Annotated in this window: 16 protein-coding genes; 7 read left to right on the top strand and 9 right to left on the bottom strand. The window is 70.1% G+C overall.

Annotation, left to right across the window (positions count from 1 at the left end; genetic code table 11):
- Positions 1 to 36: 36 nt before the first annotated feature.
- Positions 37 to 543 carry a DUF6912 family protein gene (locus OG329_RS27185; RefSeq protein WP_405798850.1) on the bottom strand — a complete coding sequence of 169 codons (507 nt, stop codon included), beginning with the start codon at positions 541 to 543 and terminating at the stop codon, positions 37 to 39.
- 293 nt (positions 544 to 836) lie between these two features.
- On the opposite strand from OG329_RS27185, the gene OG329_RS27180 reads away from it, so the two are divergent.
- Positions 837 to 1,289, top strand: coding sequence for an Rv3235 family protein (locus OG329_RS27180; RefSeq protein ID WP_405798848.1), 453 nt, complete (start codon positions 837 to 839; stop codon positions 1,287 to 1,289).
- 657 nt (positions 1,290 to 1,946) lie between these two features.
- Here the strand turns inward: OG329_RS27180 and secA are convergent.
- The gene (gene secA / locus OG329_RS27175; RefSeq protein WP_405798846.1) at positions 1,947 to 4,808 is read right to left on the bottom strand and encodes a preprotein translocase subunit SecA; all 2,862 of its coding nucleotides are present in this window, start codon (positions 4,806 to 4,808) and stop codon (positions 1,947 to 1,949) included.
- A 240-nt stretch (positions 4,809 to 5,048) separates the two neighbouring features.
- On the opposite strand from secA, the gene OG329_RS27170 reads away from it, so the two are divergent.
- Positions 5,049 to 5,654 carry a GNAT family N-acetyltransferase gene (locus tag OG329_RS27170; protein ID WP_405798844.1) on the top strand — a complete coding sequence of 202 codons (606 nt, stop codon included), beginning with the start codon at positions 5,049 to 5,051 and terminating at the stop codon, positions 5,652 to 5,654.
- A gap of 103 nt (positions 5,655 to 5,757) precedes the next feature.
- Positions 5,758 to 6,948 carry a winged helix-turn-helix domain-containing protein gene (locus tag OG329_RS27165; protein ID WP_405798842.1) on the top strand — a complete coding sequence of 397 codons (1,191 nt, stop codon included), beginning with the start codon at positions 5,758 to 5,760 and terminating at the stop codon, positions 6,946 to 6,948.
- On the opposite strand, the gene OG329_RS27160 is transcribed toward OG329_RS27165, so the two are convergent.
- The 7 genes from OG329_RS27160 to mtnA all read right to left on the bottom strand — a co-directional run bounded on the left by OG329_RS27160 (position 6,941) and on the right by mtnA (position 15,735).
- Complete coding sequence (locus OG329_RS27160; protein ID WP_405798840.1) at positions 6,941 to 7,702, bottom strand: response regulator; 762 nt, start codon at positions 7,700 to 7,702, stop codon at positions 6,941 to 6,943. The two genes, OG329_RS27165 and OG329_RS27160, sit on opposite strands and share 8 nt — an antisense overlap.
- Positions 7,703 to 7,893: 191 nt before the next feature.
- Positions 7,894 to 8,583, bottom strand: a complete 690-nt coding sequence (gene hpf / locus OG329_RS27155) for a ribosome hibernation-promoting factor, HPF/YfiA family (RefSeq protein WP_405798838.1) — start codon at positions 8,581 to 8,583, stop codon at positions 7,894 to 7,896.
- A 315-nt stretch (positions 8,584 to 8,898) separates the two neighbouring features.
- Positions 8,899 to 9,621 (bottom strand): ComF family protein, encoded by a 723-nt coding sequence (locus tag OG329_RS27150; protein ID WP_405798836.1) that lies wholly within the window; start codon positions 9,619 to 9,621, stop codon positions 8,899 to 8,901.
- A gap of 127 nt (positions 9,622 to 9,748) precedes the next feature.
- Entirely contained in the window at positions 9,749 to 11,599 is a 1,851-nt protein-coding gene (locus OG329_RS27145; protein WP_405798834.1) for an LpqB family beta-propeller domain-containing protein, read from the bottom strand.
- Positions 11,589 to 13,673, bottom strand: coding sequence for an MtrAB system histidine kinase MtrB (gene mtrB / locus OG329_RS27140; protein WP_405798832.1), 2,085 nt, complete (start codon positions 13,671 to 13,673; stop codon positions 11,589 to 11,591). The genes OG329_RS27145 and mtrB overlap by 11 nt, the downstream gene beginning before the upstream one ends.
- A 1-nt stretch (position 13,674) precedes the next feature.
- On the bottom strand, positions 13,675 to 14,352 hold the full coding sequence (mtrA, locus tag OG329_RS27135; RefSeq protein WP_005486885.1) for a two-component system response regulator MtrA: 678 nt from the start codon (positions 14,350 to 14,352) through the stop codon (positions 13,675 to 13,677).
- 234 nt (positions 14,353 to 14,586) lie between these two features.
- Positions 14,587 to 15,735, bottom strand: coding sequence for an S-methyl-5-thioribose-1-phosphate isomerase (mtnA, locus tag OG329_RS27130; RefSeq protein ID WP_405798831.1), 1,149 nt, complete (start codon positions 15,733 to 15,735; stop codon positions 14,587 to 14,589).
- 183 nt (positions 15,736 to 15,918) lie between these two features.
- Here mtnA and OG329_RS27125 point away from each other — a divergent pair, with 183 nt between their 5' ends.
- From OG329_RS27125 to OG329_RS27110, 4 genes are read left to right on the top strand one after another with little or no spacing between them, the layout of a single operon-like run.
- The gene (locus OG329_RS27125; RefSeq protein WP_405798829.1) at positions 15,919 to 17,172 is read left to right on the top strand and encodes a hypothetical protein; all 1,254 of its coding nucleotides are present in this window, start codon (positions 15,919 to 15,921) and stop codon (positions 17,170 to 17,172) included.
- Positions 17,173 to 17,176: 4 nt separating this feature from the next.
- Positions 17,177 to 17,866 carry a DUF4129 domain-containing protein gene (locus OG329_RS27120; protein ID WP_405798827.1) on the top strand — a complete coding sequence of 230 codons (690 nt, stop codon included), beginning with the start codon at positions 17,177 to 17,179 and terminating at the stop codon, positions 17,864 to 17,866.
- Complete coding sequence (locus OG329_RS27115) at positions 17,863 to 19,140, top strand: DUF4350 domain-containing protein (protein ID WP_405798826.1); 1,278 nt, start codon at positions 17,863 to 17,865, stop codon at positions 19,138 to 19,140. Before OG329_RS27120 ends, OG329_RS27115 begins: the two co-directional genes overlap by 4 nt.
- Positions 19,137 to 20,120: an AAA family ATPase gene (locus OG329_RS27110; RefSeq protein ID WP_405798825.1), complete on the top strand. Its 984-nt coding sequence runs from the start codon at positions 19,137 to 19,139 to the stop codon at positions 20,118 to 20,120. Before OG329_RS27115 ends, OG329_RS27110 begins: the two co-directional genes overlap by 4 nt.
- Positions 20,121 to 20,128 lie beyond the last annotated feature (8 nt).

Below are 20,128 nucleotides of genomic sequence, written 5' to 3'. Positions count from 1 at the left end.
CGTTACCGGCCGGGTCTGACAACGCGCCGCGGAACCCTACGCGACGATGCCCGGGATCTCCTGCACCCCGAACCAGAGCAGTTCGTGGTCATCGGCCCCGTCCACCGTGAACTGCGCGTCGTCGTCACCGTGGTCGGCCGCGCCCAGCGCCTCGGCGGCCGCGGACACGTCGCCCTCGGCGCCGTCGGCGTCGATGTGCACGGCGGCGGCCTCGGCCAGAGGGACGGCCGAGGCGATCCGCACCTCGCCGAGCCCGGCGGAGTCCACCCCGCGGTCAGGGTCGGCGGCGGCGTCCTTGTCCGGTACGTCGACGGCGACCACGACCCGGCGCCGCGCGGCGGACGGATCACCGGCGAGCTGTCGCAGCGAGGCGGCGGCGGCGCGGTTGAGGGCCGCGTACTCCAACTCCTCGATGTCGTCGGAGAGATACCACTCGCGCAGTCCAGGGGTCACCGCGTACGCGGTCAGCGGCCCGGGGCCCAACTCGCCCGTCTTGTGCGCCTCGGCGAGACCGGGAAGGGTCAGAGGGACGTAGACGCGCATGCGATGACCGCTTTCGTAGTCGGAAGAGCGGTTCAAGGATACGTCCGGGGTGACCGGCCGGTCCCTCGTCGGGGTGACACTGCGGAGCCGTTTCACGTCCACTCACATACACAGAGTGACGCTTCCGGCCCTGGTCCGGCCCGCCTCGCCACTCGGACAGGTGACATCCGACATGCGCGCCGCCCGAAATCCGGCTCTTGCGACGGCCGGAGATCACCCGTAGAAGATCCCCAACACAAGTTACCGCCCGGTAATGCGATACGGACCGGGCCGGCGGAACGGGGGCGATCTGCGTGAGCGGTACACAGACCAGCAGGACGTACGACAGGGCGGCGGCCCGGACGGTCGCCACCACCCGGCCACCGACCAGGCGCGACCCACGCAGGCCGGGGCGAGTGGTCCCCCAGCGCCACCGACCCTCGCTCAAGCCGCACGAGCGCTTCGCGGAACAACTGCTCGCCGTCCTCAGCGGCATGCGCCCGGTGCACTCGATGCTGGGCCAGACGGTCGGCGAGGCGTACGACCAACTCGTCCACCTGGCCCCGACGACCCCACTGCGCGCCCGCAACACCACCCCGGTGATCCGCACCTGCCGGGCCTTCCACCCCCGCCCGGGAGTGGTCGAGGCATGCGCGAGCATCGCGGCGGGCGACCAAATCCGCGCGATGGCCTTCCGCCTGGAACAAACCCCCGACCTCCGCTGGCGCTGCGCAGCGGTAGAGGTGGCCCCGCGCCCACCGAGGTAGCCGGACGAACAAGCCTCCACGCCCACCTCAGCCCGTCCGGCGATTGAGGACACCACCCACCGGCCGAGCCCGTCTCAACCGGGCCGCGCCCCACTCAACCCTGTCCGGCAGCCACTTCAAGCCCGTCCGGCGATTGAGGACAGCCACCCACCGGCCAACCCCATCCCACCCCGCCCAGCGGGCACTTCAAGCCCGTCCGGCGATTGAGGACACCACCCACCGGCCGGGCCCATCCCAACCGGCCCGCGCCCCACTCAAGCCTGTCCGGCGGTCACTTCAGCCCACCCGGCAGCCACTTCAAGCGCCGGACGCGCTTCCAAGCCCGTCCGGCGCTTGAGGACACCACCCACCGGCCGGACCCATCCCAACCAACCCCCGGCCCCATCAAGCCCGTCCGGCGATTGAGGACACACCCCGCTGCGGCGGACAGCTTCCCAACCCGCCCAGCACGCCGCACGCACCCAGCCCGTCCGGCGCTTGAGGACAACCCACCGGGCCGGGCGTGGCCGGGCCGGCCCATCGCAGCCCGTCCGGCGATTGAGGACGAACCGGCCGCCGGACGGACCCCGGCACCCACCCCGCCGCCCACAACGTCGGCCGGGGCCGGACACCTGGTGTCCGGCCCCGGCCGACGTACACGTGGAGAACTTCCGCCGCTTACTTCTTGCGGCGCCGCCCCCCACCCTTCTGCGCCTTCCGACGCTCCGCGCGAGTCGTCCCCGAACCGGAACCGGAACCCGCCCCCGCCTCCGTACGATCCGCCCCGCCGTTGCTCTCGAAGTCGCCTTCGACGACGCCGCCTTCACCGTCCACCGTCGGCGCCGAGAAGTGCAGCCGGTCCCGCCGCTGCGGAGCGTCCAGGCCCTTCGCCCGGATCTCCGGACGCGCACCCCCCGCACGGGCACCCGCACCCGCACCCGCCGGCGCATCCGCCTTCTCCAGCGACGTACGCTCCGCCGCGTCCTGCACCGGGACCTCCTCGACCTGCTGCTCGACCTGGACCTCCAGGTTGAACAGGTAGCCGACGGACTCCTCCTTGATGCCCTCCATCATGGCGGTGAACATGTCGAAGCCCTCGCGCTGGTACTCGACCAGCGGGTCCTTCTGCGCCATGGCGCGCAGCCCGATGCCCTCCTGGAGATAGTCCATCTCGTACAGGTGCTCGCGCCACTTGCGGTCCAGCACGGACAGCACCACGCGCCGCTCCAGCTCACGCATCACGTCCGGGCCCAGCGACTTCTCGCGCTCGTCGTACTGCTCGTGCGCGTCGTCCTTGATGGACTCGGCGATGAACTCCGCCGTGATGCCGGCACGGTCGCCGGTCGCCTCTTCCAGGTCCTCGACGGTGACCTTCACCGGGTAGAGCTGCTTGAAGGCGCCCCACAGCCGGTCCAGGTCCCACTCCTCGGCGAAGCCCTCCGCCGTCTCCTGGCGGATGTAGTCGTCGATGGTGTCGTCCATGAAGTGCCGGATCTGCTCCTGAAGGTCCTCGCCCTCCAGGACCCGGCGGCGCTCGCCGTAGATGACCTGACGCTGCCGGTTCAGCACCTCGTCGTACTTCAGGACGTTCTTACGCGTCTCGAAGTTCTGCTGCTCCACCTGCGACTGCGCCGAGGCGATGGCACGGGTCACCATCTTGTTCTCGATCGGCACATCGTCGGGGACGTTCGCCATCGACATGACGCGCTCGACCATCTGCGCCTTGAACAGCCGCATCAGGTCGTCGCCCAGCGACAGGTAGAAGCGGGACTCGCCCGGGTCGCCCTGACGGCCGGAACGACCGCGCAACTGGTTGTCGATCCGGCGCGACTCGTGACGCTCCGTACCGAGGACGTACAGCCCGCCGAGGTCCACGACCTCCTCGAACTCCGCCTTCACCGCCTGCTCGGCCTTCTCCATCGCGGCGGGCAGCGCGGCGGCCCACTCCTCGACGTGCTCCACCGGGTCGAGCCCGCGCTGACGCAGCTCCGCCTCGGCGAGGTCGTCGGGGTTGCCGCCGAGCTTGATGTCCGTACCACGGCCGGCCATGTTCGTGGCGACGGTGACCGCGCCCTTGCGCCCGGCCTGGGCGATGATCGGCGCCTCACGGTCGTGCTGCTTGGCGTTCAGCACCTCGTGCTGCACGCCCCGCTTCGAGAGCTGCTGCGACAGGTACTCGGACTTCTCCACGGAGGTCGTGCCGACCAGGATCGGCTGGCCCTTCTCGTGCTTCTCGGCGATGTCGTCCACGACCGCCGCGAACTTCGCGACCTCGGTGCGGTAGATCAGGTCGGGCTGGTTGACCCGGACCATCGGCCGGTTCGTCGGGATCGGCACGACGCCCAGCTTGTAGATCTGCTGGAACTCGGCGGCCTCCGTCATGGCCGTACCGGTCATGCCGGACAGCTTGTCGTAGAGGCGGAAGAAGTTCTGGAGGGTGATCGTGGCGAGCGTCTGGTTCTCGTCCTTGATGTCCACCCCTTCCTTCGCCTCGATCGCCTGGTGCATGCCCTCGTTGTAGCGGCGGCCGGCGAGGATACGGCCGGTGTGCTCGTCGACGATCATGACTTCGCCGTCGATGACGACGTAGTCCTTGTCGTTCTTGAACAGTTCCTTGGCCTTGATGGCGTTGTTCAGATAACCGACGAGGGGCGTGTTCACCGACTCGTAGAGGTTGTCGATGCCCAGCCAGTCCTCGACCTTCGCGACCCCGGACTCGTGGATGGCGACGGTGCGCTTCTTCTCGTCGACCTCGTAGTCGCCGGTCTCCTCGATGCCCTTGAGCTGATTGCCCGCCTCACCCTTGGTGAGCCGCGTCACCAGCTTGGCGAAGTCGCCGTACCACTTCGTGGCCTGGTCGGCGGGGCCGGAGATGATCAGCGGCGTACGGGCCTCGTCGACCAGGATCGAGTCGACCTCGTCCACGACCGCGAAGTTGTGACCGCGCTGGACAAGCTCCTCCTGGGACCACGCCATGTTGTCGCGGAGGTAGTCGAAACCGAACTCGTTGTTCGTGCCGTATGTGATGTCGCTGCTGTACTGCTCACGGCGCTGCGCGGGCGACATGTTGGCGAGGATGCAGCCGACGGACAGGCCCAGGAACTTGTGGACCCGGCCCATCATCTCGGAGTCGCGCTCGGCCAGGTAGTCGTTGACCGTGATCACGTGAACGCCCTTGCCGGACAGCGCGTTCAGGTAGCAGGGCAGCGTGCCGACGAGGGTTTTGCCCTCGCCGGTCTTCATCTCGGCGACATGGCCGAGGTGCAGCGCGGCGCCGCCCATCAACTGGACGTCGTAAGGGCGCTGGCCGAGGACTCGCTTGGCCGCCTCACGGACGGTCGCGAACGCCTCGGGGAGCAGGTCGTCAAGGGTCTCACCGTCGGCATAACGCTGCTTGTACTCGTCGGTGAGGGCCCGCAACTCGGCGTCGGAGAGGGCAACGAAGTCCTCTTCGATGGAGTTGACCTGGTCCGCGATGCGGTGCAGTTTGCGCAGGATCTTGCCTTCGCCTGCACGCATGAGCTTGTTGAAGACGGACACTGAGGTTGGTCTCCTTGCCGGTCGGGCCTGGCACTGGGTCTGGTGAGGGACACTGGCGCGGGCGCGGCAGGCCGACCCCACCGCAACGGCCATCGTAAGCGAGGACCCGGCCGCCTCGGGAGGTCCACGTGCCGCCGGCCTGCTGTCACCCGCCATGAGAACGCGCGGGACGCGTGGAAGGTGCCGGTGAGGTACGAAAAGCGCTCGCTCCGGGGAGAGCCGGGTCCCCACAATCCCCCCATGGAGCCACTCACCCCCTCGGCGGCCCCGCCGGACGCCTCGACCACCTCCTTGATCACCGAGCGGCTGCGACTGCGGCCCCTGGTTCCGGACGACATCGACGCGGTGTACGCGGCCTGCCAGGACCCCGACGTCCAGCGGTGGACGACGATCCCCTCTCCGTACGAAAGGCGGCACGCGGAGCACTTCATCGAGCGGATCGTCCCGCGGATGTGGCAGGCCGGGAGCAACTTCGTCTTCGCGGTCGAGCCGGTCGGCGGCGGCCCGCTGCTGGCCTCGGTCAACGCCCACAACCAGTCCGGGGTGTGGGAGGTCGGCTACTGGACGGTCAAGGAGCACCGCGGCCGGGGCTACACGACGGAGGCGCTGCGCGCGCTGACCCGCTGGATGTTCACGGAGCTGGGCGCCGAGCGGGTCGAGTGGCGGGCCGAGGCCGGCAACGAGGGCTCACGGGCCGTCGCGCTGAAGGCGGGTTTCGTGCTGGAGGGCACTCTGCGCGCCGCTCTGCTGGCCAGGGAGACGACGCGTGACGCCTGGATCGGGGCGCTTCTGCCCTCCGATCTCGGCCTGCCGTCCAGGCACCCGTATCTGCCCGCGCGGCCCTGACTGCGGCTCTGACTACGGCCCTGGCAACGCCCCGCCGGCGGCCCTGGCAGCGGCGGTCACCGGCCCCGGCCGGCTGTCAGTGGCGCCGTCTATCGTTCGGGGCATGACCACTGTGCCGCCCGCCACCGCCGAGCTGTCCGCCGCCGAAGCCCGCCGTATCGCGCTGCACGCCCAGGGATTCCTCGGCGCCCCCGACCGCCGGGGAGGCGTGCGCGGTGTGCTGCGCCATCTCGGAGCCGTACAGCTCGACACGATCTCGGTGCTGGCGCGCTCGCACGAGCTGATTCCGTACGCACGGCTGGGCGCCGTGGGCCGCAGGACGGTCGAGGAGGCGTACTGGACACCGGCGGCCACGGCCGGCGCCCCGCCCCGACCGCACGCCTTCGAGTACTGGTCGCATGCCGCCTGCATCCTCCCGGTCGAGGAATGGCCGCATTTCGCCTTCCGGCGCCGCGCCTACCGGGCCCGCCCGCACTGGCACCACGATCTGTCGGACGGGGCGTACGACGCGGTGATCAAGCAGTTGCGGACCGAAGGCCCCCTCACGGCCACGGAGTTGGGCGGCGCCAAGAACGGCGGCGAGTGGTGGGACTGGTCCGAGGCGAAGGTCGCCGTCGAGCGGGCGCTGATGCACGGCGAGGTGGTGTGCACGGAGCGCCGGAGCTGGAAGCGGGTGTACGACCTGGCGGAGCGCGCCATTCCCGACGAGGTGCTGCACGACGATCTGGACGACACCGAGTGCCTGCGCCGGCTCGTCCGGCTCGCGGGGCAGTCGCTCGGTGTGGGCACCCGCTCTGACATCGGGGACTACCACCGCATCAAGGGCGAGCAGGTCGACGCGGTGATCGCGGACTCGGGTCTGGTGCCGGTGACGGTCGAGGGCTGGACGAAGCCCGCCTGGGCCGATCCGCAGGCGCTGGCGAGCGTCCCGCGCGGCCGGCACCGGACGACTCTGCTCTCGCCGTTCGACTCGCTCATCTGGGAGCGCGCCCGCACCGAGCGGATCTTCGGCTTCACCCACCGCCTGGAGGCGTACGTGCCCAAGCCCAAGCGGATTCACGGGTACTTCGCGATGCCGCTGCTGTCGGGCGGGAAGCTGCTGGGCCGTGTCGACCCGGCGCGTGAGGGCAGCACGCTCGTCGCCCGGCAGGTGTCGCTGGACACCCCCGCCGCTGTCGAGCCCATGGCGCGGGCGCTGCGGGAGGCCGCCGAGTGGGTGGGCTGCGACTCCGTGCGGATCGAGCGCGTCGACCGCCCCGAGTTGGCGGCGGCCCTGACGCGGGCCGTCATCTGATTTCGAGGATCTTCTCCCGCATCGCGTAGACCACGGCTTCCATCCGGGAGTGCAGTTGCAGCTTCTCCAGGATGTTGCGGACATGGTTCTTCACGGTGTTCTCGGAGATGAACAACTCCTTGGCGATATCACGGTTGTTCATTCCCGTGGCGACCAGCTTGAGGACTTCCAGCTCGCGGTCGGTGAGCTTCGGCGCCGGGACGAGTCTGCGCTCGTCGGTGCGCTGAATCATCGACTTGAACTCGGTCAGAAGCTTGGAGGCCATGGAAGGGCTGATCTGTGACTGCCCGTCGGCCACGGCGCGAATCGCGGTGGCCACCTCGTCCGTCGAAATCTCCTTGAGGAGATAGCCGGTGGCGCCCGCCTTGATCGCGTCGTAGAGGTCGGCCTCCTCGTCGCTGATCGTCAGCATGATGATCTTGGCACTGGGAGCCACCTCCTTGATGGAGGTGCATGCCTCGATGCCGCCGCGCTTGGGCATCCGGACATCCATCAGCACGATGTCGGGGAGCAGGTCGGCGGCCTTGTCGACGGCCTCCGCGCCGTCTCCGGCCTCCCCCACGACCTGGATGTCCTCCTCCTGGGCGAGGACGATCTCCAGCCCCCGGCGGAAGAGGGCGTGGTCGTCCACGACAAGGACCCTGATCGGTTCCTTCCCGGGGTCGTCCGGGTCCGCGCCGGTGTCCGGTCCGGCACCGCCGGTCGTACCGCCGGTACCGCGCGCGTGGTGCACCGGCCCGAAGCTGTCCGCCATCGTTCCTCCCCCTGAAGGCCATGGGCCGAAGTACATGCGAGCTACACCAACCCCCGGTCAGGGACCGTGGGTTGGCGTGCGTGGCCATGATTTCATGCCCGGCCGACAGAGCGGTGATCCAGTAGTCGCGCGGTGGTGCCCCCGCGGCCGGATCAGGCACTGCGGGGGCACCACCGAGGGGGCGTGTTCTGTCAGCCGCCGAGCGCGCCACCGGCGCCCGCGGCCTCGGACTCGGCCAACTGGTCGGTCCTCAGATGGATGACGCCGTAGTCGTAGGCGTGCCGTCGGTAGACGACGCTCGGCTCCTTGGTCTCCGAATCCACGAACAGATAGAAGTCGTGTCCGACCAACTCCATCTCGTAGAGCGCCTGGTCGAGGGTCATCAGAGCGGCGGTGTGCGTCTTCTCGCGGACCACCAGCGGTCCTTCGCCCTGTACCTCGAGCGAGCCGATCCTGGTGGTGGGAACGCCGTTCGGCGACTCGCTCGCGGGCGCCGGGCCCGATCCGTTCAACTGGGCCACGCCGGGAACGACGTCCACGACCTCGGCGGCCGAAAGCCTGCCGTTGCCACGGCGGTTGAAACGCTTCTCGTGCTGCCGGCGCAGCCGCGCCTCCAGCTTCCCGGTGGCCAGGTCGAGTGCGGCGTACGGGTCGGCGGCGGCGGCTTCGGCCCTGATGACGGGACCGCGGGAGTGGAGCGTGATCTCCACCCGGTCGCAACGGTCCGCCTGACGCGGGTTGTGCTCCTTGGACACCTCGACGTCGAGGCTGATCACCTTGCCGTCGAGCTTCTGGATCTTGTCCAGCTTCAGCTTCTCGGCCACGTGCTTGCGGAACCGCTCGGGTACCTCTGTCTTGCGGCCCTTGACGACGATGTCCACGCAGAACTCCGTTCCCGGATTCGCTCCGCCGCGTTGCGGAGTTACTCCCTCTTGCACCAGACCTCGATGTGCACCGAGGTCTCGGACTTGGTGACTTTCACCTCCTCCTCCCCCGTCGGCAAGATCCCCATTCCCTCAGACTTCGAGGTTCTGGAAAACGCTCCGCACGTCACTGCTTATCGATGAGGTACAGCTTTCGCTTTTCCTCACAACCGAACATAGCTCGCTCGGACGGTTGTCGGCACCCGCTACCAGTGCGTACGTCCGATCCGGTGTTTTATGACCCTCACTACCTGCAACGAAGCCAACTCTCGATCAGTTCCGGTTTATTTCGAAAGACAGCGGAGGTGCGGCGACCACAGCGGCGCTCACCTGTACGAATCCCGCATACCCCGGTCCTGTCGCGGCACGCATCGCACGGGACGCCTCGACGAGCGAGGCGCCGGTCGTCATGAGATCGTCCACCAGCACCACCCTGCCGCCCTCCAGAAGCCCCGCGCCCCCGACGGCGACCTCCAGAGCCCCGGCCAGATTGGCGAGCCTCTGACGGGCGCCCAGGCCCGTCTGGTCGGCCACCGCCCGCCGCTGCCGCAGCACCGGCAGCACCCGGGCCGACCGTCCCGTACGCCGCAGCTCCCCGGCCGCCGAAAGAGCGATACGGCGCGCGGCGTCATGCCCGCGCGCACCGACGGCGCGCTTCGTCGACGGAACCGGCACGAGAATCAGCGGGCCGACGCCCGTACCCGGCGGGACGGCGGCCCGGACCGCCCCGGCCAGCGCCCGCCCCAGGGGCGCGGCCAGCCCGAGGGCGCCACGCTCCTTGTGCGCCAGCAGCACGGCCCGTACGGCGTCCTCGTACGGAGCAGCGGCATGCACCACCGGCAGCCCCACGGGCTCGGGAACCGGCCGCACCCGGCACGGCCACGTCCCGTACAACGCCCTTCCGCACGCGTCGCACAGCGGCGTCCTGGGGCTCCCGCAGCCGCCGCAGGCGACCGGCAGCACCAGCCCGGTGATTTCTCGCCACCACCCCCGCATGTCACCCACTGTGCCAACGACTCGGACCTCCGGCCACCCCTGTGGATAACCGGGATCGAGATCCGGCCCGAATGTGTGCGCCGGGCGTCACCCGGGGTACGCGACCAGCCCCTGTCCGAGGCCGGAGCTAACCCGGGTAGACCGGTGACGAACCCTCTTTCACCATCGTCTGCCAGTTCGCGCCGGTCGGCAGCCGCACGATCCCCGCGTCGTCCGAATCGGCCACCAGCGGCTGCTGTTCGTCGTCGGAGGCGGCGATCCCGGTGACCTGGTTCAGCCCCGGCAGCACACCCGCCGCCGACGTCGAACCGTCCGTCTGCACGTAGCTCACCTGCTGCACCCCGCCGGCCTCCTTGCCGACCACGACGAGCCGGCTGGGACCGGCCCACGACACGGCGGTCACCGTCTCCATACGAGGCGCCACGGCCTTCAGCTCCGTGACGGACACCGTCTGCTCCCCGGCCGGCCCGCGACGCTCCACGCGGCCGATCTGGAGGGTCGTACGCCCGTCCTCGGCGAGCAGCAGCGCCACCCGTACGCCGTCGGCGGACACCCGCAGCGCCTCGATGCGCGCGTCGCCGAGTCCGTCGACCGTGACCTCCCGGGGCGCGTCGGCGCCGTCTGCCAGACGCAGCAGCCGGGGCTGCCGCGGGTCGCGGTCGGCTATCCACAGATCGCCGTTGCCGTCCCAACTCGGCGCCGACAGCCGGTCGTCCTTCTTCTCCGCCTTGCTGACGACCAGGGCGTCGCCCACGTCGCCCGCCGAGATGATGGACCCGACGTACAGGTGCTTCGCGTCCTGCGAGACGCCCGCCGCGTGCTTCTCGTCGCGCGCGACGGCGACCTGGCTCAGCGGCATCGTGCCGTCGCCGAACGGGCCCCGCACACGCGGCGGGTCGATCGGCTCCTTGCTGCTCGCCGACAGTTGTGCGAGCCGGCCCTTCGCATCGATGAAGTACGGGCTGTCCGCGCTGCCGGACGTGCGGTCGGCGGCGAACTCCTCCGCCTGGTCACCGCTCAGCACGCACAGGGAGGAGCCGTCCTGCCTCAGCAGCTCGACCCGTTCGCCCCGGGTGGACGTCAAGTCCCGGAGGGTGAAAAGCAGTTGCGCCGCCATCTTGCGGCACTGCTCACGCCCGACGTTGTCGACCTTCTCGTTGAGCGGCACCTTGAGCGCGTTCCGGTCGTCGAATTCGAGAGTCCGGGTGCCGCTCTTGAGCTGCGTACCGCCCGGGAAGGGCGAGTCGACCACGGGCCGCATCCAGTCCGTCGGCCCGTCGAGCAGCACCTTGACGGCCTGGGTGACCGGGTCCATGCGTGTCACCGGGTCTATGCGCTGGCGGATGTAGACGGGGTCGGCGACGAGCCAGTCCTGTCCGGAGGCGAAGTAGTACTTGTTCACGGCACGGTAGTTGCGCTGGAAGTCGGACTCACCGAGCACGAGCCCCTGAGGGAGGTCGTCGATGCGCCACTCCTTGCCGTCCAGCACCTTCTCCTGGACGAGGTGGATGGTGCGGTTGTACGTCTCCGGCGCCATCGGCTGGTAGGCGTGCCCGGCGTCGACCGCGGCGATCTGCTCGCCGTACAGCGGGTAGGTGAGACCGGGGCCGTCGGGACCGGACGGCCCCTGGGGGTCGGCCGGGTCGGGCGCGGCGGCCAGCACCGTCGTACGGTCGGCGGGCTGCCAGCTCTGCGACGCCTGCTTGGTCAGATACTTCCTTGCGACCGCGAAATCAGGGTCGTCGCTGGTCATCGCTTCGAGGAAGCCGTCGACGATCTCGTTCGGATCGGCCCCCTCGGCGGGGGCGACGGGATACACCCGCACCTGGGAGTCTCCGCGCGGGGTCGCCTTGACGGGTTCGACGTCCCCGCTGTCGGGGATCGACGCACAGCCGGCCAGCAGCAGGGCGAAGCACCCGAACAGGACGGACAGCCGCACGGCGCGTCCTCGGCCGTGCCGAAGGCGGTCAACGCCCACGAGTGTCCTCCCGCTCCGGTGCCTGGTGCGCGGACGTGACCGCGGCGGCAGTTGACGACGGTGTATTCGATGACCGGGGCGGTGTCGAAGCCGTGGCGGGATCCCGTTCCACGGGCTCCCCGGTGGAACGCGGCACCACCCGGGCGCCGTTGCCGGGCAGCGCCGTCGGGTCGACCACACCCGAGGGCGGCGGCACCGGCATCCTGGGCGGCACCGCGAGCGAGGAACTCGACGCCGACTGGGAGGGCACGCTCGTCAACCGGTGCGCGCTCTCCTTCGGGTCGCCGAAGGCCGAGCGCTCCCGGCTGCGCCGCGAGTCCTCCGGCTCCAGCGGTATGGGCGAGCCCCGCAGCGGCTCGTCGGCGGTACGCGGCAGCGTCAGCCGGAACTGCGACCCGCCGCCCGGCTCGCCCCACGCCTGGAGCCAGCCGCCGTGCAGACGCGCGTCCTCGACGGCGATCGACAGGCCGAGGCCCGTACCGCCGGTGGTACGCGCCCGCGCCGGATCCGCCCGCCAGAACCGGTTGAAGACCCGGGTCGCCTCGCCGGGCTTGAGGCCCACTCCGTAGTCGCGTACGGCCACGGCGACGGCTCCGCCCGCCACCGCCATCCGCACCACCACGTCCCGCCCCTCGCCGTGCTCGACGGCGTTGACGACCAGATTGCGCAGGACCCGCTCCACACGCCGGGCATCGGCCTCGGCGACGACCGGCTGCTCGTCCCCCATGACCCGGATCCGGGTGCCCTTGCGCTCGGCGAGCGGTTCGGCTCCGCCGATCACACGGCGTACGACCACCCGCAGGTCTATGGGCTCGGCCTCCAGAGCCGCCGCACCCGCGTCGAACCGGCTGATCTCCAGCAGATCCGAGAGCAGGGACTCGAAACGGTCGAGCTGGTCACCCAGCAGTTCCGCGGAGCGCGCGGTGACGGGGTCGAAGTCGACACGGGCCTCATGGATGACGTCGGCGGCCATCCGGACGGTGGTCAGCGGGGTGCGCAGCTCGTGCGAGACGTCCGACACGAAGCGGCGCTGCATCCTGGAGAGTTCTTCCAGTTGCTGGATCTTGAGCTGAAGATTCTGGGCCATCTTGTTGAAGGCTTCACCGAGGCGGGCGATGTCGTCCTCGCCGGTGACCTTCATACGTTCCTGGAGCCGGCCGGTGGAGAGCCGTTCCGCGATGCCCGCCGCCATCCGTACGGGCGTCACGACCTGCCGTACGACGAGCCAGGCGATGGCCCCCAGGAGCACGACGACGAACAGCCCCGCCGTGGCGAGGGTGCCTTTGACGAGGTTGAGCGACTGCTCCTCCTGCGTCAGCGGGAACAGGTAGTACAGCTCGTAGGAATTGCCGTCGACATCGGTCAGCCGCTTGCCGACCACCAGTCCGGACTCGGGCTCCCGCCCGTCCGTGTACTGGATCAGGGTGTACCGCTGGAACGTCCCGGTGCCCTTGGAGACGGCGGACCGCAGATCCGCGGGAACGCTCGCGATGTGGTCCACGCCGCCGGAGGCGCGCGGGAAGCGGCTGCTGGAGCCCGCGCCGTGCTCGTCTGCGCTCAGGGCCACCACGTTGAAAGCGCTCTGGCCTCCACTGGCCAGTTGTACGACCAGGTCGGAGCGCCAGTTCACGGAGTTACGGCTCGACCTGCCGTCCCCCGCGCCGCCTTCCTGCCCGCCCGGCTCGACCGGCGCGTCGGCCTTCTCCTTGGCGACGGTGAAACCACCGGCCGCCTGGCTCTGGGCCGCCTTCTCCTTGGCGTCCAGCAGACCGTTACGGACCTGGCCGATCACGACGAAACCCAGCAGCAGTACGACGCCGAGCGACATCAGCAGCGTCGTGGTGACCACCCTGAGCTGGATGTTCCGTCGCCACAGCCGCACAGCGGGCAGCACCGGACGCCTGGCCCAGCGCACGACAAGCCGCAGCACAGGGCTGCCCGCCGCCCCGTCCTGGAGCAGCCTGCCGCCCTGGAAGAGCCTGCCGAGACGTGAGCCCCCGCGTCCCTGGCCGGCGGTCCGCCCCGTACGGACTCCCGGCTCCCCGGGCTTCGGGGCAGTACTGCCGCTGGACATGTCAGCTCGGTCCGGCCTTGTAGCCGACACCTCGGACGGTCACGACGATCTCCGGGCGCTCCGGGTCCTTCTCGACCTTGGAGCGGAGCCGCTGGACATGCACATTGACCAGACGGGTGTCGGCCGCGTGCCGGTAGCCCCACACCTGCTCCAGCAGCACCTCACGGGTGAAGACCTGCCACGGCTTGCGGGCCAGCGCGACGAGCAGGTCGAACTCCAGCGGCGTCAGGGCGATGGACTGGCCCTCACGCTTCACCGAATGACCGGCCACGTCGATGACCAGATCACCGATGGCCAACTGCTCCGGCGCCGGCTCCTCGGACCTGCGCAGCCGCGCCCTGATCCTGGCGACCAGCTCCTTGGGCTTGAACGGCTTGACGATGTAGTCATCGGCGCCCGACTCGAGCCCCACCACCACATCGACCGTGTCGCTCTTGGCCGTCAGCATGACGATCGGTACGCCGGACTCGGCCCTGATGAGCCGGCACACCTCGATACCGTCGCGGCCAGGCAGCATCAGATCCAGCAGTACCAGATCCGGCTTGGCCTCACGGAAAGCGGCGAGGGCCTTGTCGCCGTCCGCGACGAACGACGGCTCGAACCCTTCACCTCGCAGCACGATGCCGAGCATCTCGGCCAGTGCGGTGTCGTCATCGACGACAAGGACGCGTCCCTTCATATCGACATCATCCCATTTTCATTTCCGTTACGTAGACTTGCGTGATCCAGCTCACTGACCTGGGACGACGTGGACGAATGTCCTTCATGGACCGTCGCGGTTCGTTGCTGTTGACGTCAACCACAGATGTCACACCCTGCCTCGTTGACCTGGTCCTCCGACAGGAACCATAGCGAGCCGCCCGCCCGGCGAAGCCGACAGCGCCTCTCCTCACTCCTTGGGGCACATGTCCCGTCAGCCCCGCGCCTCCTGTCGTGCCTGGGCGCACAGCTCAGCGATCCCGTCCCGGGTCACCGGGGACAACGCTCCGTACTCGGTGACCAACGCCGTCACCAGTTCCGGGGGTGTCACGTCGAAAGCCGGGTTGTACGCCTGCGTCCCCAGCGGCGCCACCGGCATCCCACCGCCCAGCTCCACCCCGGCCCCGGCCGCCTGCGGAGCCGTGAGCTCGGTCACCTCCTGCCCCGGCCGCTGCTCCACCTCGATCGACGCACCGTCCGGGGTGCCGAGATCCAGGGTGGTGGTCGGCGCCACCACGATGAACGGCACGTGGTGGTACTTCGCCTGTACCGCGAGCGGATAGCTGCCCACCTTGTTCGCCACCGAGCCGTCCGCGGCGATCCGGTCCGCCCCGATGAGCACGGCGTCCACCTCGCCCGCCGCGAACAGCGAACCGGCTGCGTTGTCCGTGAGCAGCGTGTACGCCATCTCGTGACGAGCCGCCTCGTACGCCGTCAGCCGCGCCCCCTGGAGCAGCGGACGTGTCTCGTCCACCCACAGCTTCCTCAGCCGCCCCGCCCGGTGCGCCGACAGCGCCACGGCGAACGCGGTGCCCTCGCCGCCCGAGACCAGTGCCCCGGTGTTGCAGTGGGTCAGGATCCGGTGGTTTCCCCCCGGCAGCAACTCGTCGAGAAGCGCCAGCCCGGATGCCCCCATCCGTGCGCTGGCCAGGGCGTCCTCGCGGTGCAGCTTCTTCGCCTCCGCCAGTGTGGCAACGGCCGCCCCCTCCTGATCGGCGCCTGCGGCGATCGCCGCCCGGTGGGTCTCCAGCGCCCGCCGCACCCCGTACCCGAGATTCACGGCGGTGGGCCGGGCACTCTCCAGCAGCGCCGCCGCCTCGTCCACGTCGTATCCGCGGGTGGCGGCGAGAGCGACACCGTAGGCACCGGCGATACCCAGGAGCGGCGCCCCGCGCACGGCGAGCGTCCGTATCGACTGGACCAGGGCCGGCACATCCGTGCAGACCAGTTCGGCCTCCTCGACCGGCAGTTTCGTCTGGTCGAGGAGGACCAGTACGGGCCCTTCCGGCAGCTCGTCCCAGCGCAGTGCCGCAGACATGGGAGGCTCGGCCGCGAGCGGGGATGGTGCGTACTGATCAGTCATCCGCCCAGTCTGCCCGCTGCCGCCCGGACTATGAAGGCGAGAAGGAGATGGCGCACCCCGCCCACCAGTGGGCCACGCGTGGCACGATGGCTGCCAGCCTCCCGCTCTGCTTCGCAGACAGGCACCGTTGAAGCGCCGGCTCCCCGAGCCTGCCTCCGTAACCAATCCACGAGGTGGACGACCGTGAACGACACTCCGGGCTGGGCCTCGCCCGGATCTGCCCCGTCCGACGACCAGGACGCGAGCGTGCCCCGGCCCGCCGCACCCGTCGACGACACCGGCACGCCCCCGGACTCCCCCTCGAAGTGGTCCAAGACCCAGCCGCCGGCCGGACAGTGGTCCGCGCCCACCGCCCCCGGTCCTGTTCCGCCCGCTCCCAGGCCCGCCCCGGGCTGGGGCGGCCCCGGCCCCGGCCCCGGAGGACGGCACCCCGGCTGGGGACACCCGCCCCTCGCGGCCAAGCCCGGCGTCATCCCGCTGCGCCCCCTGGGCGTGGGGGAGATCCTTGACGGGGCCGTGTCGACGCTGCGCGCCCACTGGCGCACCGTCCTCGGTGTCACGATCGTCGTCGCGGTCATCTCGCAGATCGGCGACATACTCGTCCAGCGCTACCTCCTGCCGGAGCCGGTGGACATCGACCCGAACGCGAGCCCGACAGAGGCCCTGAACCAGGCCGTGGACTCGATGCAGTCCAGCCTCCTCGCACTGGCGCCGTCGCTTTTCATCACCATGATCGGCACGCTTTTCACCACGGCCGTGCTCACCGTGGTCATCAGCCGCTCCGTCCTCGGCCGCAGCGTCACGCTGTCGGACGCCTGGGCCGAGGCCCGGCCCCGGCTGCTTCAACTCCTCGGCCTGACCCTGCTGTTGCCGGTCATGGGCGCCCTGCTCGTGACCGTCGGCATCCTTCCGGGGCTGCTGATCGGCTCCGGTGCCGGGATCGCGCTGACGATGCTCGGCGGACTGGCCGCGGTCGTCCTGCTGATCTGGCTGATGGTCAGCTTCAGCCTCGCCTCGCCCGCCCTGATGCTCGAACGCCAGGGGATCGTGGCATCGCTGCGCCGCTCCGCCAAGCTGGTGAAAGGCACCTGGTGGCGGATCTTCGGCATCCTGTTGCTGACGATGCTGCTGACCTTCGTCGTTTCCATGATCATCGCGGTGCCGTTCAGCCTCGTCGCCATGGCCGTGGACGGCGAAGGCGTCAGCGGCCTGTTCTCCGGCAACGGTCCGGACTTCGGCTGGCCCTTCCTGATCATCACCGGCATCGGCACGGTGATCAGCACCTCCATCACCCTGCCGATCTCCGCGGGCGTCTCGGTGCTCCTCTACGTGGACCAGCGCATCCGGCGCGAAGCCCTGGACCTCGAACTCGCACGCGCCGCCGGCGTACCGGGCTACGGCTCCGAGCGGCCTGGCAACGACGCCCCCAGGGGCTGATGCGGTGTTCGGCACGGGGGGCACGGCCACGGCGTGGCTGACTGCACGCACGAGCGACGACATACCGGTGGACACCTCGCGCGTCCCGGCCCGTGAGGCGGCCGAGGACGAGCTGTCCAAGCCGATGTACCACGAGAACGACCCGAATCTGCTCGAGCGCGCGATGGACCGCTTCTGGGAGTGGATCGGGGATCTCTTCAACTCCGTGGCCGGTTCCGGAGTGGCGAGCCCGGTCGGCCTCGCCGTCGTCGCGCTGCTCGTGGCGGCGCTCGGCGCCGCCCTCTGGTGGCGACTGGGCACCCCCCGGCGCAGCACCCGCCCCAAGGACGCCCTGTTCGACTCCGGCCCGCGCGGCGCGGCCGAGCACCGCGCCAACGCCGAGGAACACGCCGCGGCCGAACGCTGGAACCAGGCCGTCCAGGAACGGATGCGCGCCGTGGTCCGCTCCCTGGAGGAGCGCACGGTGCTCGAGCCGCGCCCCGGCCGTACCGCCGACGAGGCCGCCGCCGACGCCGGCCGGTCGCTCCCGGAGCACGCCACCGCGCTGTGGGCCGCCGCCAGAGCCTTCGACGACGTCACGTACGGAGGACGCTCGGCGAACCGGCAGACATACCTGCGCCTGCGCGAACTGGACCTCGGCCTGGAGAGCAGCAAACCCCAACTGAGCAGCGCCACCCAGGGAGCTGCCGAGTGACCGGCACCACGACGACCGCCCCGCCCCGGCCATCGACCAGCGCCACCTCGATGTCGCCCAGCGCCCAGCAGGTCTGGAGGCGCGCCCGAGGGCTGCTGATCGCAATCGCCGTTCTGCTCGTGGCGGGGATCGCCCTCGCGGCCGTACGCTCCGGCGACCAGCACGGCCGCCTCGACCCCCGCTCGGCCGACCCTCTGGGCAGCCGCGCCGTCGCCGAACTCCTGAAGGACCACGGGGTCTCCACCCGCGTCGTCACCACACTCGCCGAAGCGACCGCGGGGACCGGGCCGGACACCACCCTGGTCGTCACCTCCCCCAACCTGCTGACCTTCCATCAACAACGCACCCTGCAAAGCGCGACAGAACCCTCCGGCGGTCGCACGGTCCTGCTGGCGGCGGGGCCGCCCTCCGTCGACATGCTCGCGCCGGACGTCACCTCGACCACCGACACACCGGTGGCCGCGCGTGCCCCCCACTGCTCCCTGCCCGCCGCCCGTAACGCCGGCGCGGTCGACATCGGCGGGGTGCGCTACACCACCGACTCGCCGAACAGCGACGCCTGTTACCCCTCCGACGGGCTGCCGACCCTTCTCAGGGTCGACACCGCGACCGGCGGCGACACCGTCCTGCTCGGTTCCCCCGACCTTCTCTACAACGAGCGCCTGGCCAAACAGGGCAATGCCTCGCTGGCCCTTCAACTCCTCGGCTCCCGGCCTCATATCGTCTGGTACCTCCCCTCGCTCAGTGATCCTTCCGCCACCGAATCCGCCAGCGGCAGTGGTGGCGACAACAGTGGTGACAGCGGCGGCGACAAGGAGAACCAGGACGCAGGAGGCAATGAGTCAAGCTTCCTTGACCTGATCCCCTCCGGCTGGCTCTGGGGCACTCTCCAACTCACCCTCGCCGCCCTACTCGCCGCCGTCTGGCGCTCCCGCCGGCTCGGCCCCGTCGTCGCCGAACGGCTCCCGGTCGCCATCCGCGCGTCCGAGGCCACCGAAGGCCGTGCCCGTCTCTACCGCAAGGCCAACGCCCGCGACCGCGCCGCCTCGGTCCTCCGTACGGAGACCCGCACCCGTCTCGCTTCCCTCCTCGGTGTCCCACCGTCCGAGGCCCACACCCCGGAGGCCCTTGTCCCCGCCGTCTCCGCGCAACTCACCGACAACTCGCGGGATCCCCGCACGCTGCTCTTCGGCCCGGCGCCGGCCGACGATGCCGCTCTCATCCGCCTGACGGATCAACTCGACGCCCTCGAAAGAGAGGTACGCACCTCATGAGTGCCCCGACCCCCGAGACCGCTGAGACCTCGGACAGCGCCCGCGCCTCCCTGGAGGCCCTGCGCGCCGAGATCGCGAAGGCCGTGGTCGGCCAGGACCCCGCCGTGACCGGACTCGTCGTCGCCCTGCTCTGCCGGGGCCACGTCCTCCTCGAAGGAGTCCCCGGCGTCGCGAAGACACTCCTGGTACGGGCCCTCGCCGCGTCTCTCGAACTCGACACCAAACGCGTCCAGTTCACCCCCGACCTGATGCCGAGCGACGTGACAGGCTCTCTCGTCTACGACGCGCGTACTTCCGAGTTCTCCTTCCAGCCCGGTCCCGTCTTCACCAACCTGCTGCTCGCGGACGAGATCAACCGCACCCCGCCCAAGACCCAGTCGTCGCTGCTCGAGGCGATGGAGGAGCGCCAGGTCACGATCGACGGAACGCCCCGGATGCTCCCCGATCCCTTCCTGGTCGCCGCCACACAGAACCCGGTCGAGTACGAGGGCACCTATCCCCTGCCCGAAGCACAGCTCGACCGCTTCCTGCTCAAGCTGACGGTGCCCCTGCCGTCACGCGACGACGAGATCAGCGTCCTGACCCGCCACGCCGACGGCTTCAACCCACGCGACCTCCGGGCGGCCGGTGTACGCCCCGTCGCAGGCCCGGCCGACCTCGAAGCGGCACGCGAGGCAGTCGCCAAGACCTCCGTGTCCCCGGAGATAGCCGGCTACGTCGTTGATATCTGCCGTGCCACTCGTGATTCCCCCTCGCTCTCCCTCGGCGTCTCCCCGCGAGGCGCCACCGCCCTGCTCTCCACCGCACGCGCCTGGGCCTGGCTGACCGGCCGCGACTACGTCACGCCGGACGACGTGAAAGCCCTGGCACTGCCCACCCTGCGACACCGCGTCCAACTCCGCCCCGAGGCGGAGATGGAGGGAGTCACCGCGGACTCCGTCATCACCGCGATCCTGGCCCATGTCCCCGTACCCCGATGAGGCGATGA

The sequence above is a fragment of the Streptomyces sp. NBC_01506 genome (assembly GCF_045040295.1).
Taxonomy (GTDB): Bacteria; Actinomycetota; Actinomycetes; order Streptomycetales; family Streptomycetaceae; genus Streptomyces.
This window is presented reverse-complemented; position numbering and strand designations above follow the sequence as displayed.